Origin of the sequence: Flammeovirga pectinis (assembly GCF_003970675.1) — a bacterium.
In the GTDB taxonomy this organism is placed as follows: Bacteria; Bacteroidota; Bacteroidia; order Cytophagales; family Flammeovirgaceae; genus Flammeovirga; species Flammeovirga pectinis.
On sequence record NZ_CP034562.1, the window covers coordinates 2151444 to 2167032 of the forward strand.

General features: G+C 32.4%; 9 protein-coding genes. 7 read left to right on the forward strand and 2 right to left on the reverse strand.

Features of this window, described 5'->3' with window-relative positions; translation table 11 throughout:
- Positions 1 to 7: 7 nt before the first annotated feature.
- From EI427_RS08600 to EI427_RS08630, 7 genes are all read left to right on the forward strand, one after another.
- The gene (locus tag EI427_RS08600) at positions 8 to 1177 is read left to right on the forward strand and encodes an ABC transporter substrate-binding protein (protein WP_126613655.1); all 1170 of its coding nucleotides are present in this window, start codon (positions 8 to 10) and stop codon (positions 1175 to 1177) included.
- A gap of 5 nt (positions 1178 to 1182) precedes the next feature.
- Positions 1183 to 3051 carry a TonB-dependent receptor plug domain-containing protein gene (locus tag EI427_RS08605; protein WP_126613657.1) on the forward strand — a complete coding sequence of 623 codons (1869 nt, stop codon included), beginning with the start codon at positions 1183 to 1185 and terminating at the stop codon, positions 3049 to 3051.
- A gap of 23 nt (positions 3052 to 3074) precedes the next feature.
- A complete protein-coding gene (locus EI427_RS08610) occupies positions 3075 to 4172 on the forward strand; it encodes a YncE family protein (RefSeq protein ID WP_126613659.1) in 1098 nt (365 codons plus the stop codon).
- A 210-nt stretch (positions 4173 to 4382) separates the two neighbouring features.
- The gene (locus EI427_RS08615; RefSeq protein WP_170178425.1) at positions 4383 to 6095 is read left to right on the forward strand and encodes an SGNH/GDSL hydrolase family protein; all 1713 of its coding nucleotides are present in this window, start codon (positions 4383 to 4385) and stop codon (positions 6093 to 6095) included.
- A gap of 170 nt (positions 6096 to 6265) precedes the next feature.
- Positions 6266 to 7816 carry an arylsulfatase gene (locus EI427_RS08620; protein ID WP_126613663.1) on the forward strand — a complete coding sequence of 517 codons (1551 nt, stop codon included), beginning with the start codon at positions 6266 to 6268 and terminating at the stop codon, positions 7814 to 7816.
- Between the two features lie 137 nt (positions 7817 to 7953).
- Positions 7954 to 8973, forward strand: coding sequence for a helix-turn-helix domain-containing protein (locus EI427_RS08625; protein WP_126613665.1), 1020 nt, complete (start codon positions 7954 to 7956; stop codon positions 8971 to 8973).
- A gap of 72 nt (positions 8974 to 9045) precedes the next feature.
- Positions 9046 to 9990, forward strand: a complete 945-nt coding sequence (locus EI427_RS08630) for an NAD(P)H-dependent flavin oxidoreductase (RefSeq protein ID WP_126613667.1) — start codon at positions 9046 to 9048, stop codon at positions 9988 to 9990.
- Positions 9991 to 10083: 93 nt separating this feature from the next.
- On the opposite strand, the gene EI427_RS08635 is transcribed toward EI427_RS08630, so the two are convergent.
- Together EI427_RS08635 and EI427_RS08640 are read right to left on the reverse strand one after the other, a co-directional pair.
- Complete coding sequence (locus EI427_RS08635; RefSeq protein ID WP_126613669.1) at positions 10084 to 10737, reverse strand: HAD family hydrolase; 654 nt, start codon at positions 10735 to 10737, stop codon at positions 10084 to 10086.
- Positions 10738 to 10912: 175 nt separating this feature from the next.
- Complete coding sequence (locus EI427_RS08640) at positions 10913 to 15493, reverse strand: choice-of-anchor tandem repeat GloVer-containing protein (RefSeq protein ID WP_126613671.1); 4581 nt, start codon at positions 15491 to 15493, stop codon at positions 10913 to 10915.
- Positions 15494 to 15589: the final 96 nt, after the last annotated feature.

Consider the following 15589-nt stretch of genomic DNA (forward strand, 5'->3'; position numbering starts at 1 on the left):
CATTGATATGTCAATTAAACAAACTTTACAGTTAGTTGGTTGCTTACTCCTATTTATAGGTTGCAACTCATCTACTACTAATACTAAACAATCTGATACTTTAGAAAACTCTGTAGCAATTACAGGTGTACAGTCTAAAGTAATATATGCAAAAACTTTTAACTTAGAGTATCACAATAACTTTAAGTTACTGCATTTAATTAACCCCTTCTCTAAAGATAATAGCGAAGTGCAAACAATTGTACTTCTGCCTAACGGAAACCCCATTCCAAAAGGATTTGAAAATAATACTATTGTTCGTATTCCCGTAAAAAGAATTATTACAACAACTACCGCTCAAACTTCTATGCTAGAAGAATTAGGTAGTATTGATGCCATAAAAGGTTATACTTCTAAAGACTATATGTATAGTCAAGCAATAGTAGACAAAATGAATGATGGAAACATTATCACTATTGGATACGATATAAATGATAATGCTGAAAAAATTATAGGTGCTGCGGCTGATCTTGTAATGGTTGTTGGTAGTAGTTCTAGTACTTCTGCTTCATTTCCTGTTTTAGCGGCTTCTAAAATTCCAGTTTTAGCCAATACAGATTGGCAAGAAAACAGTATGCTTGGTAGAGCGGAATGGTTAAAGATTTTTGGAGCACTTTTAAATAAAGAAAAAGAAGCAAATGCTATTTTCGATAATGTTGTTAAAAAATACAATTCATTATTGTCGTTAGCCAAAACAGCTAAAACTACACCTAAAGTTATTACTGGTTTACCTTATAAAAGTATGTGGTCTGTACCTGGAGGTCAATCTTATTTAGCACAAGCCTTGCTAGAAGTTAAAACAGATTACCCTTGGAAAAATACCCAAGAAACAGGGAGCATTCAATTAGATCTAGAAGGTGTTTATGCAAAAGGAAAAGATGCTAATTTTTGGATTAATCCTGGTCAAGTTAAAACAATTGATGAACTTAAGAATCTAGATACTAGATATACTAAATTTCAAGCTTTTTCTACCGGAAAGATCTACAATCATAATAAAAGAACACGCAATAGCACAGCTAATGATTATTGGGGAACAGGTATTATTCACCCAGAATTAATTATTGCAGACTTAATTAAAGTTTTTCATCCAGAGCTACTTCCTCAGCACGAACTATTTTTCTATAAGCAACTAAAATAAAGAGAATGAAATATTTGTTACTCGTGCTATTTTCTATTACAACATTCTCTGTTTTAGGCCAAGAATTTAAATTCCCAGATAGAGAACTAAAGACTGTAGAGATACATTCCAATCCTTTAAAATATTATATACAGGGATCTTATATACAATCGTTTGATAGTGCTGCTTTACAGCTTGAAAACACTGGTTCTCTAGCTACCTTGTTAAGAAATAGGGCATCTGTATACATCAGAGAACAAGGTGCACCTGGACAGTTATCTACAATTTCTATTAGAGGAGCATCTCCAGAAAATACTGCTATAATGTGGAATGGAATTAATTTAAATTCCCTTTCATTAGGTCAGTTAGATATGTCTTCAATAAATATCTATTATTTTGATAATATTGATGTCAATTTTGGGAGTGGAAGTGCGCAATATGGTTCCGGTGCCGTTGGCGGAACAATTGTATTAGATAACAAATTCGATTGGAACCAGAACAATCGTTACGAAGTACAAACAGCATACGGTAGTTTTGGGCAACTCTTTACAGGAGTGAAAGCAATGTATGGCTCTAAAAAATGGGCACATAAAACAGTAGCTTTATATCAAAAAGCTGATAATAATTTTGAGTTCACGAATACAAGCATTAAAGAGACAACTGAGAAGATGAATAACGCTGGCTTTTGGCACGCAGGAATACTTCATGAAACTCACTTTAAACCAAATGATCATGAAGAATGGTCTGGAAAAATTTGGTACACTTCCGAAGAAAGAGCAATTCAACCTACAATGGGCAATAATAATAATTCTGCTACTTATGATTCTATTCAAAGTAGAAGTATTAGAGCAGTGCTTGACTATAAACATAGAGGTGACAAATGGAATCACACAATAAGTACTGCATATGTTAAGGATGACCAATGGTTTTACAATTCTTTTATTGGTACAGAAAGAGTTCAATTAGAATGGAGAGGGGAAACATTTTTAAAAGATAATCTTACATTAACTACTGGTGCTAGTGGAATGTATATTTGGCCAAATGTATATGCTTACCCAGAAAACACAAACGAAGCTAGAGTCTCTTTCTTTGCTGCTTTTAGATGGGATATAACTAATAGATTTAGTGTTTCTACCACTTTAAGACAAACAATTGTAACAGGATATTCTGCACCGTTTACACCATCATTTAGTATGTCTTATGCTGCTATTCAGAATGAATATAATACCCTGAAATTGAAATCATCAATTGCTAGGAGTTATCGTGTACCTACTTTAAATGAAAGGTATTGGGGTGAAAATGCTAACCCTAACATAAAACCTGAAGATGGATATAATTTTGATTTAGGATTTGATTATACAAGAAATTTAGGTGTTTTATCTTTCAATTGGGTTTCTTCTGCTTTTTACTTAAGAATGTATGATAGAATCCAATGGGTTCCAGTAGACCCAACTTATGCAGAAAATATTGCAAATTCTTTATCTAAAGGGGTAGAAACTGCCATAAACCTTAATAATAAATACAGTCTTACTAAACTAAAATGGAAAATTGGCAGTAGTTATGCATTTACACATGCTACAGATCTTGAGAAAGATAAACAGCTAATTTATGTACCTAGACATATGTTTAAAGCTCATCTAACACTAAACTATAATAAATGGATCTTTGGTTTAGATAGTAATTATACTGGTTGGAGAACAACAACAGATGACTTTGATACACTTGACCCATATTGGTTACTTAACACAAGTATTAGTAAGTCTTTTGCTATAAAAAAATCATCATTTCTTTTATCACTTATGGTTAATAACCTAATGGATAAAGAATATCAAAACTACAAAAATTATCCTATGCCTGGGATAAACTATACAATCAAGGCAAAAATCACTTTTTAACAAACGAATTTTCAATTTTTACAATGAAAAACTTTTACAAATTATCTTCTTTTCTGTTAGTTCTAATTGGACTATCATTCGGTTCTTGTGAAAACAAAGATGAGCAACCTTATATTCCTGGATCTACAGGTTTTTATGTAAGTAATTCAGGAAACTTATCTGAAGGAAATGGCTCAATTACTGGAGTTGTTCAAAATGGAGAAGAATCAACAGTTTCTCAAAGAGTATTTAAATCTGCAAATGGTGCTGATTTAGGTGGTATTACTGAAGGCTTTTATACAGATGGAGCTATTGGTATTTTGAGTGTTCAAGCTGCAGATAAAATCGAGATTCTTGATATTAAAACAATGATACGTAGGTTCGATCCAATTAGTGAAGGTATCGTGACTCCAAGGTATTCAACTAAGGAAGGAAACTTTGCTTACACTACTGTATGGGGACCTTATGAAAGTGATTGGACTTTAAAAAACTCTAAAGTAGTTGTAATAAACACTTCTACAGGTTTACAAGTAAATGAATTTAAAGTTGGTGGTGGAGCCGAAGGAATTACAATTTATGATAGCAAAATTTATGTAGCGATATCTAATTCAACAAATGTAGAAGTTTATAATATATCTTCTTTTGAGTTAGAAGCTACTATCGATGTAAAAGCTGCTCCTCAACATTTTGTTATAGATGGAGAAAATAATTTATGGGTTTCTACTTCTGCAGGATATTTATTCCCTGCTCCTGCTGATACTGAAATTGGTATTGCTAAACTAAATACTACAGACAATACAGTTGCATCTAAAGTACAGTATTCTGGTATTGGTAAAGATGGAGATATTCAATTATCTTCAGATGGAAAAAGTATTTATGTGCTTGGTTCAGACGATGCGTATCAAGGTCCTTCGACAACGGAAGTTGTTAGCTTTGGTATTAATGATTCATCAATTGGAAGTGCTGTAATTTCTGGAGAATATTTTAAAGGAATTGGCGTGAACCCTTCAAACGGTAACATTCACGTTGCAGTTGCACAGAGTTTTTCTGAGTCAGGATCTTTCAGAATCTATTCTAACGATGGAGATATGATTACTGAACAACCAACAGGTGTTGGTCCTTTCCACTTCGTTTTCTACTAGAATAATCTAGAATTAAACTAGTAAAGGCTTCCATTTATCAAGTACAATTTGATGAATGGAAGCCTTTACTTTTATGAAGGTGTAAATTTCTCGATACAAAAGTGTAATTACAAGACACCTTTCTTATTGTCTTATTTCTCCACACTGTATTCTACCCCATTCAATAATTGTTTATTCACCTTTGAGTATCAAAAACAACTATTGAATGAAATGAAAAATCAACTACTATCTTTTTTATTACTTTCTATATTACTAACTAATTGTGCTTCTAATACTCTTCCTTTAAATGATATTGAGGAAGAAATAGAAACAAAATTAGATCAACCTTCCTTTCCTGTAAACTTAGATCCTTCAATCAAAATTAAAGCTGATCTACAGGATTCTTTAGCACAAAGTACTTTTATTTTTATAATAGAAGCAGACGATCAAGATGGTGAAATTGTTGTACAGCAATTATTATTAAATGATGCTGTAATAAGTACATCAGATACTACTAAATGGTTAGCTGTTACTGGTGATTTTTTACTTAAAGCAATAGTAGAAGATGATTCAGGAAGTAGCGTAATGGATAGTCTTTCTTTTAAAGTGATCGAAAAAGAAAATAGTGTCCCTACTTTAAAAATAATACTTGATGAAACACCTTTATTAGAAGGTAACAGTATAAACATAGTACTTGATGTAAATGATGCAGATGGAACAATTACCAAAACCTCCTTGTATATAGATAATACTTTAATGACCTCAACTACTTCTTTAGATTGGATTGCGACTCTAGGTATTCATACAATAAAAGGAGTAATTGAAGATAACCAAGGAAGTAGTGTTACTGATAGTTTAGAAATTGAAGTTATTAAGAAAGAAAACATTATTATTGAAGCAGATAACGAAGCTATTATCTATACAGGAAGGATTGATTATAGTAACCCCAAAGCACCTTCATTTTGCTTTCCTGGTATTTCTATTAAAACCAATTTTACAGGTACTTTTATTAATTTATTATTAGAAGATTTTGCTACAGGTGGCAACATAAACACAAACTATTATCAAGTGATCTTAGATAATAGCACCCAAGAAATAACTGTAGAAGTAAATGCCAATCAAGATAAATATGAGCTGTTCTCTGATTTAGAAAATACAAATCACACTATAGAAATAGTAAAACGAACAGAATGTATGGTGGGTAAAAGTACTTTTAAAGGTTTTGAAATTGGAGGAAATGCTACTGTAAGCCAACCTACCTCAAAAACTAGAAATATTGAATTTATCGGAGATTCTCAAACTTGTGGTTATGGTAACGAAGTAAGTTATGATAACCCCTCAATAAACTCAGGTTTTAATGCAGTTAATGAAAATGCTTATAAAGCTTGGGGTGCAATAACAGCTAATAACCTAAACGCTAACTACCAATGTGTAGCCTATTCTGGAAGAGGAATGTATAGAAATGTTGATGCTTCTTTAAATGGTACACTACCTAAAATTTACAATCGCATTTTTGCTAATCAGTCTACCCCACTTTGGAATATAAATCTTTATACTCCAGATGTTATTGTTATTAATTTGGGAACGAATGATTATGCTCAAAATGCAAACAATAACTTACTTAACGGTGATGATTTTGTGAATACTTATACTGAATTTGTGACTACAATTAGGGAGAATTACCCTAATGCTAAAATTATCTGTGTGAATGGTGTGATGATGAGTGACTACTTTCCAGCCAATCAAAATGTGTGGACTACTATTAAAAAGCAAACTGCTGCTGTGGTTAAAAGTTTTAATGACAATAATGATACGGAAGTATATCATTATGCTTTATCACCACAAAGCGGACCTTATGGAGAAGATTGGCATCCTACATTAACAACTCATCAGCGTATGGCAGAAGGTTTAACTTCCTATATCCAAACTATTTCTAGCTGGTAAACTATCTAGTAGCAGTCTTGATTAACTTCAAGGCTGCTTTTTTATGTCATTTCAATAAAATTTCTTCAAAGAACAGAATAGTATACTCAATAACATTTTAAGGATATTCCTTCCTATATATATCGCCGTTTATCATTCTATACAGTTACTCATTTATAACTAATAAAAGAATGAAAAAAATACTTATACTTTTTCTATCAGTTCTATCCTTACCCATTTTTGCTGATAAAGCTCCTAAAAAACCCAATGTGGTTATTCTTTGGGGTGATGACATAGGTCAATTTAATATCTCTTATTGGAATAGAGGACAGATGGGGTATTCTACTCCAAATATTGATCGTATTGCTGAAGAAGGCATTGCATTTACAGATTACTACGGTGAGCAATCTTGTACAGCAGGTAGATCTTCTTTTTTAACTGGTCAAAACCCTATTCGTTCTGGTCTTGCTAAAGTAGGTTTACCAGGTGCTGATGCTGGTTTCAGAAATGAACATCCTTCTATTGCATGGTTATTAAAAAGAGAAGGATATGCTACTGCTCAATTTGGTAAAAACCATTTTGGCGACAGAGATGAAATGCTTCCTACAAACCATGGTTTTGATGAATTTTATGGAAATTTATACCATTTAAATGCAGAAGAAGAACCAGAACATCCTGATTATCCTCAGGAAGAATGGTTTAAAGAAAAATTTGGACCAAGAGGTGTAATTCACTCATATGCTGATGGTAGAATTTCTGATACAGGTCCGTTAACTAAGAAAAGAATGGAAACTGTTGACAGAGAAATTACAGACCGTACTTTAGATTGGTTAGACGAAAGAGCTAAAGAAGACAAGCCATTTTTCTTATGGTACAATACTGTAGGCATGCATTTCCCTACTTACCCTGCCGATGATATCAAAGGTATTTCTGGACAAGGAGGAGACTCTTTTTATGCAGATGCAATGGTTGATCATGACCGTAACATTGGTAAAATTCTTTCTAAGTTAGAAGAACTAGGTCAACTAGAGAATACAATCATAATGTATTCTACAGATAATGGTCCTCATTACAATGAATGGCCTGACGGTGCTGTAACTCCTTACCGTTCTGAGAAAAACTCTAACTGGGAAGGTGCTTATAGAATTCCTTGTCATGTAATGTGGAAAGGTCAAATTCCTGAAGGGAAAATCTTAAATGGAATTGTATCTCATCAAGATTGGTTACCTACACTTCTTGCAGCTGCTGGACAAGATAATATTAAAACTGAATTAGAGGGAGGTATTGATTATGCTGGTCGTAAAGTACAAACTACTATTGATGGCTTTAATATGCTACCTTATTTCACAGGTAAAGTAGATGATTCTCCAAGACATAATTTTATCTATTCTTCAGATGATGGTGACATTACAGCAATAAGAATGGATGATTGGAAAGTTGTTTTCATGGAGCAACGAGCACATGGAATGCAATTATGGGCAGAACCTTTTATACCATTGCGTTTACCAAAAATCTTTCACCTAAGAAGAGATCCTTACGAAAGAGCTGACACAGATTCTAATGCTTATTGGCCGTGGGTTATGGAACGTGCGCCATATATCTATAAAGCAGGCGCTACAACAGCAGGTTTTATTAAATCTTTGTATGAGTACCCTCAAATAGAAAAAATTGATTCTTTCTCTATTGATAAGACAATGGAAACTTATCAAACATGGAATGAACAAAGACTAAAAAGTAAATAATTTTGAGTTAGTACTTTATTACACCAAGTTGAATAATTTCTTCTTGGTGTTTTTTTTATACTGATAACAAAATTGTAATATCGTATTAATCAGGGTTTACTACTTCCCTTTTCAATTAAAATTTTTAAGTCGCAATTATGTTAGAAGAGTCAGACGGTAAAAAAAACATCATCCGAATAAAAGAAGCAAATGCAAAAGAACTCATTATCCAGCTTCAAGAACAAATTGGCGGAACTTTCGAAAAACAGAAATATGTATTCAATACTTCCTTTGCGAAAGGATATATAAGGTATTATAAATTAACTGAAGGTATAGAAATTACTATAAACTCTATCACTTCGCTAGAAGATCATGATGTTTATTTTGAAGGAAATACTAATGATCGAAATTCTATCTGCGTACGATTTACAAGAAGTGGAGAACTGCTTACAAAAGGGAAATATGACCATCGTCCCAACCTAACATTAGACAATGGTAGTATTATCTACGATACAAAACTTTCGAATAATAGCTCCATTAAAAAAGGGGAACTTAACCAATGGGTAGCTGTTAGACTTGCTGAAAGTGTAATTGATCATGATAATTCTTTTTTTAAAGAGTTATTTGGAGATATTTTTAATATCCCAAAATATTGGTTTCAATACGATACTACTCCTTTAGAAATTCATGCTATTTTAAATGACATATTTGCCTTAGACCACACCTTAAAACCACCAATATTTAATTTGAAATTGCTCTCTAAAACCAGTGAAGCAATGAGTATATTCTTTGATAGGTTATTACACAGAGATGAAATTTTACCCGCTAATAATATCCATCCTAACGATTTAGTCCATTTGATGAACATTAAAGATGAGCTGCTTTCTAATTTAGAAGAAGTAAAATCTTTAAATGAGTTTGCTGATAAATATGGCTTTTCTATTTCTAAACTCCGTAGAGATTTTACTCAAGTTTTTGGAACAACAATACACCGTTTTCATCAAAATTACCGTTTAGAAAAAGCTAAAATATTATTGACAACAACCAATAAAAGTATCACAGAAATTTCTAGAACATGTGGATATAAATCTGGTGCGAAATTTTCAGAATACTTTAAAAAGAAAAATGGAATTACCCCAAAAGAACTCTCAAAACGCTATAAACCTTCAGTTGTTTAAATAGGAAAAACAAGCTTTTTCATATAGTAAACAAATTGATTAACTTCATGATATAACTATAAATAAACAGACATGAAGAATAACAGAGTTTGCGAAATTTTTGGTATTGAAAAACCAATTATTTCGGGAGGAATGGTATGGTGTAGCGGTTGGAAACTTGCTGCAGCTGTAAGTAACGCAGGTGGCTTAGGTTTAATTGGTGCTGGTTCTATGCACCCGGATACATTTCTAGAACATGTTCAAAAGTGTAAAAAAGCAACTCAGAAACCATTTGGTGTAAACATTCCATTATTCTACCCAGAAGTTGAGAAATTAATAGAAATAATACTTCAAGAAGAAGTACCTATTGTTTTCACTTCGGCTGGTAGTCCTAAAAAATTCACTGGTTTATTTAAAGAAAATGGCATTAAGGTAGCTCAAGTAGTTTCTTCCCTAAAATTTGCACTTAAATCTCAAGAAGCTGGTGTTGATGTCGTTGTAGCAGAAGGTTTTGAAGCAGGTGGTCATAATGGTAAAGAGGAAACTACTACAATGTGCTTAATTCCTCCTATTGCATCAGCTCTTTCTATTCCAGTAATTTCTGCTGGTGGAATTGGTTCTGGTAAAGCAATGCTTGCTGCTTTTGCATTAGGCGCAGAGGGAGTACAAATAGGAAGTCGATTTGCTATTTCTGAAGAATCTTCAGCTCATGATAATTTCAAACAAAAAATTGTTGCTACTCAAGAAGGTGATACAATTCTTACATTAAAAGATTTAGTTGCAGTTCGATTAGTGAAAAATAAATTCTACCAACAAGTAGAAGAAGCAGAAACAAGAGGCGCTACTAAAGAAGAACTCATAGAATTGTTAGGAAAAAGAAGATCTAAAAAAGGAATTTTTGAGGGAGATCTTGATGAAGGAGAAATTGAAATTGGACAAGTGTCTGCTCATATTCAAGACATACAACCTGCAGGCAATATTCTTAATTCTATTTGGGTGGAATTTTTAGAAGAAAAAGAACGTATAAATAATTTATAAAGAAGTCTAATAAAAAAATAGCCGATAAAAGTTTTAAAATGCTTTTATCGGCTATTTAAATTACATTAAAGTGATTACTTAATCAATTGTATATTAATCCTCATCGTCAATTGTATCATCATCAAAATGAATAATTTCGAAGCCATTTTCTTTTGCTTCATCTATACAATCTTCAAAGTCTTTGTATTTATTTTTATCATCATCTTCGTTTACAACAAGAATACCCTTTTTTGCAAAGTTCATCATTGGAAAATCGGCTAATGAATTACCATACGCAACGTCTGGATTAATTTTATTCTTTTTTAAGGCATTCACCTTTTTATCGTAGCTATTTACATCCTTTGATAAATCAGAGCCTATTACTTCATCAAATGCATTATTTAAGAATCTTCTATTAATTTCTTTTGCAAAATGCTCTTCTGTAGATGTACATAACACAAGCGTATACCCCTCTTTCTTTAATTTATTTATTAGTTCTAGAGCATCTCCGTACACTTCAACATCATTTCTTTTAAAGAATCTGTCTACCAACTTTTGGTAATTTTCACGTTCAGAAATTTCAGCAATTTCATGTACTAAATCATCATAAGTCTCAAAAGAATGATTGGAATAAACGTCGGTAAACTTCTCATACATGTATCCATTAGATTCTGATATGATTGTACCATCAAGGTTAAAAACTGCAGTTTTATCTTGTCCAAAAAGGGTATTTGATAATAATAAAAGTAGTATGATATATCTTTTCATAGGGAAGTATAGTATTAATAATTAACAGATAAATGAATTTACGAAATTCATAATAAACAGAAAGATACTAATATCATCAATAGAAAAAATCACACTTTTTTACATAAATATTAACAAAGAATAACCCGAAAACTACGTGTAATTTTCGGGTTACTCAGTAGATCAACTTAAGGTATTATTTTTTAATAAATTGAGCATTATATATAATCTCACCTCCATTAATAACTCGAATAAAATAGTTACCAGATTTTAATTCTCTGATATCAATATTCTTAGTATCAAACTGATGTTTTGGGACAATTACACTTCCTTTTGTATCGACAATACTATATTCATACTGCCCTATTGGAAGGTTTTTGATCTCCATAAAATCACTTGATGGATTTGGATAAATAGACAACTCTTGTTCTAACGAAATAATTGCACTTACAATACAATTACTAATTCTAACATTTGCCGTTTGTGTGTTAGAATTTCCACAATCATTAGATGCATTGACAGATACTTCATGATCTCCGTCAGCTACGCTCGTAAAATTAACTACTATCTGATCTAAGCTAAGAGAATCTACAATTACAGCACCTGTAGGTAAAGTCCAACTAACTGTATTTGCTTGATTTAAGATGGATACAGTTAAAGTGTCGTAAGATGATTTACATAATTCCGATGGCAAATCAATACCTTCTATCACAGGACTATTATTTACATTGACTGTTAAACTTAAAGTATCCGAAATATGACAACCATTACTTGCTACATATTTTATTGTTTCAACTCCATAAGTATCATCTGCAAAGTGGAAAGAAAGACTGGCTAAATTGGTATCTCCACTTGGAACAACATTACCAGAATAAATCCAATGATGATTTGCCACATTTTTAGTACCTACTGCAGATATACTAAACTCATTATCGTAGCAACCAGCCGTTTCAGATAATTCTAATCTATCTGTGATTACATTACCATCATGAATATTAAAAGTGTAGAATGTAGGGCTTGAACTAAAACAATTTCCTTGTCCTTTTACACTAATTTGGAAATCACCAACTGTAAGCATACTGACATCAAGAACTAATGTATCATTATTAGATGTTCCTACTTTTATCGCTTCATTTGGATACGTCCAAAGTAAAGGTGTGTCATCATGATTTTCAGCATAAACTTTAATTAGTTCTGAACTATTACCACAAATAGCATTTGTACCTGTTAGGAGTACTTTCTTAATTTCCTTTACTGTGATATCTACAAAAGCAGTATCTGTTGATAAATTACAACTTGTACCATTACTAGGTATTTTAGTAGTAACTCCTATTGTAAATGTTCCACCCTCATTAAAAACTAAACTAGGTTGTTTACTTATACCATGAGAAACAAGAGTTACTGCATTTGGTAAGATCCATTCAAAATCAAATCCATAACCACCATTAAACTCTGCTTCTAAGTTGATTTCCTGACCTGCACAAACATTATTATTAGCTGTTTTAATACCTGACATAGCATAAGGAGTATAATAGTAGATGGTATCTGTATTAATTAAAGAAGACCCCCCGCATGCATCATAACCCCAGACTCTAATTTGGTTAGGTCCCTCTTTTAATGGTAAAGTAACCTCTATATCATTTTGATTATATACTTCCCAAGCATTTGTGGTTTCATTCCATGGATAAACAAATAATTTATTAACATGAGAAACATCTTTAATACGAGTATCTTTATGCGGGAAATCCCACATCATTTGTGAAATATTTGAAGGACGATTATCATAAGTAATTACTCCACTAATCTTGTCTGAACAGTAAATATTTTCATCAATTTGATGATTCGTTGTTTCTGAATATGGAGTAAAAGTAAAGTCTATTTCAGAAGGATTGTATACATCTATAGTAAAGTGATATTCTGTTGAATCAATTGATCCACAACTATTTTCAACATAAGCTGTAAGGGTATGATCCCCAAAACCAATCCCTTGCAAACTAAGTTGTATTTTATGCTTATCATTATCCCCGACAACAACGGCTCCATTTGGGATTTTCCAACGGTAGCTATCTGCTAACTGAACTCCATCCATTTCAAAGTTAGCAAAGGCAATTTTACAAGTAATACTTTGTTGTGTTTTGATGGTATCAATGCTTACACTTTGTACCTTTTCAAAGTTAGTTGTAACAGGGGTAGATGAACCACAACTGTTTGTATTACTAAGATCAAGAGTATATTTTCCTATACTTAAATTAGATATATCCAAAGTCATTGTTGTATCACTTTGACTAATAATAGAGGTATTAGTAGGTAGGTTCCATTGATTTGAGTTTCCTCTTATAGTTTTAAAGTTGAAAGTTAAAGCATTACCTGTACAATTGACAGAAGAAGGGTCAAGTGCTAATGAAGTTATACCAGGAACAATACAATCAATAATTGGTATGGTATTAAGAGGATGACCTCCAGTATTTTTATCAAGATTTAGTAATACTTCATAGGATGATGTATTTGTTGTAAACTTGAAAAGAGTTCCTAAATGATGTGAACCACCATCAAATGTCACACCATATAATACTCCATTATCTTCTAATAAGCCTCCTTTTGGGTGTCCTCCATCTGTATCACCATCAAAATGTTTTAATACAGAAAGTTGACTACTATTGATATCATATTTAAATAAAACACCTTTATTAAAGTTACCTCCTAATGAAGTCATGCCATAAAGATTTCCATCGCTAGCTTCTAATAAACCACTTGAAGGAGAAGACCCCGTAAGTGAATCAAATTGATGTAGACTTTGCATTGCTTTTGTTTGATAATCATAAGAAAATAAGGTTCCTAAATTATTTGTACCCTTTTTTCTCATCATACCATACACCAAGTTATTTTGAGCCAAGATCATATGATCTCCAAAATTTTCACCATAGGTATCTACATCATTAATAAAAGTTTCTTCACCAAAATTTTCAAAGGTCTTAGTATTTACTTTACCAATTCTATTATCTACAAAAACAAGTGCAGTATCACCGTCAATCTCTAATAATGAAATATTAGTGTAATAGGGATGTCGATTATAAAAGTTACCTTGATCATCAACCCTTTCATGCTTAAATTTCATTTGCAATGAGCTTCCTGTTTTATGATCACCTGCAGTATCGATTGCAGTAAAAGCCCCTCGATAATATTCATAATACTGTCGAGTTTCAGCATAATAATTAACTTGTTTTCGATTATACAGATCGGAACTGAAAATGAATTTTCCTTCAGAATTAATATAATGTCTTGTAGAAGGGGAATTACTATGAGCTATTTGTCCACCTACATTAAATGAATAAGCGTAATGAGCATCTTCAACGGTTGAAAAACCATCTATGCTAGGATTGTATTTTAGAATTGCTCCTTGATCAGATTTGGCGCCTGTTTGGGCTGAGACATAGTACTTACTATCATTAATTTTAGTGATTTCTCCTGATAGGGTATTACCGCCATTCGTCTTAAATTCTATTAAATTTTTAAATTCGCCAGAATTGACATCAAAGGAGAATAATCCACCACTACCATTGAGCTCAAGAGTACTATAACCTCCAATCATTAAACCAGCATCTGTAATAATATAATCATAGGCATTGATTGTGCTTTTATCAATCGTATATAACTCGGAATAAGAAGGGGAGTTAGATGAAGCATCTTCAATTTTGTAAATGACACTCCAACCACTATTATTATGAACTGCTTTATAATCTCTAATACCATATAAAACACCATTGAGAGAGGTAGGAATTGATTCCATCCAACCATCATATGGAAATGCGTATTTAATTTCACTGTTATGAGCACTTGGTTCAATATATTGTAAAACACCACCATTCTTTGCACCGCCTCCTAGAGCAGTAGCATAAAGTTGATTAAATGAAGTTTTTGTAATTCCTTGATAAGTTGTTCCTTCAACATCTGTTTCTAAAATTTTTAAAACTACTCGGAATTCTTTTTTTACGATGTTGTAAGCGTATATCCCTCCAGAAAAACCTCTAAATTCATTTTTCTTTGTGGTGCCGTAAATCTCATCTCCGTGCATAACAATAGGTCCCCATGGTCTATACATCCCTCCTATATAATCATCATAAAAATTATAAACCCTAAAGATTGTATTATTTGAAAGATTTACTCCATAGATTGTTCCTGTGTCCTTTGCATGACCATTCCCAGAAGTACTTGTACCATAAAGTGTATTGTCATTTTCACCAACTATAAGTGGACTGGATTGTAGGTGTTCATTATTAAAATGCACTAAGAAAGACATTTCATCAGTAGAGAGATCATATTTATAGACTGCTCCCCAACCATAATCTCCTCCATCTCTTGTAACACCATACAAAGAACCGTTGTGGTGAAGAGGTTTGAAACGAGGGTTATTGGGGAGAGGTATGCCAAACTCTCCATCAATTCCAAAACTATAGAGCATTGCAACATTGCCTGTCTTTAAATCATAAGAAAATAAAGCACCTTCATCATAATCACCGCCACTAAGTGTAGTTACATAAATAGTAGTATTATCCCCTTGAGTAATTCCAAAGAATTCTGATCCATCAAGATCTAAACTAGGGTTAAGTGAATTTATAGAGGTAATGTTTTCAAAAGCATTGGTTCCTAAGTTGAAATGAAGGATACCTCCAGCCCCTTTTGTACCACCTGTAGTAGTAGGAGTTAAAATGTAAGGCTGTGCAATGGTAGTACTAAATGCGAAGAGTAAACTGGAAAATAAAAGAATAAAGTGTTTCATAGAAGTATAGGATTACATTAGATTGCCTTTGGGTTTTTAAAAATGATTAATAAGTTCTATACCTTTTAATCATTTCCTTATATAAGATAAATTAAA

Excerpts from the sequence above, each read along its gene's own strand:
- EI427_RS08600 (WP_126613655.1), top strand. The coding sequence starts at position 8 with ATGTCAATTAAACAAACTTTACAGTTAGTTGGTTGCTTACTCCTATTT.
- EI427_RS08605 (WP_126613657.1), top strand. The coding sequence starts at position 1,183 with ATGAAATATTTGTTACTCGTGCTATTTTCTATTACAACATTCTCTGTT.
- EI427_RS08610 (WP_126613659.1), top strand. The coding sequence starts at position 3,075 with ATGAAAAACTTTTACAAATTATCTTCTTTTCTGTTAGTTCTAATTGGA.
- EI427_RS08615 (WP_170178425.1), top strand. The coding sequence starts at position 4,383 with ATGAAAAATCAACTACTATCTTTTTTATTACTTTCTATATTACTAACT.
- EI427_RS08620 (WP_126613663.1), top strand. The coding sequence starts at position 6,266 with ATGAAAAAAATACTTATACTTTTTCTATCAGTTCTATCCTTACCCATT.
- EI427_RS08625 (WP_126613665.1), top strand. The coding sequence starts at position 7,954 with ATGTTAGAAGAGTCAGACGGTAAAAAAAACATCATCCGAATAAAAGAA.
- EI427_RS08630 (WP_126613667.1), top strand. The coding sequence starts at position 9,046 with ATGAAGAATAACAGAGTTTGCGAAATTTTTGGTATTGAAAAACCAATT.
- EI427_RS08635 (WP_126613669.1), bottom strand. The coding sequence starts at position 10,737 with ATGAAAAGATATATCATACTACTTTTATTATTATCAAATACCCTTTTT.
- EI427_RS08640 (WP_126613671.1), bottom strand. The coding sequence starts at position 15,493 with ATGAAACACTTTATTCTTTTATTTTCCAGTTTACTCTTCGCATTTAGT.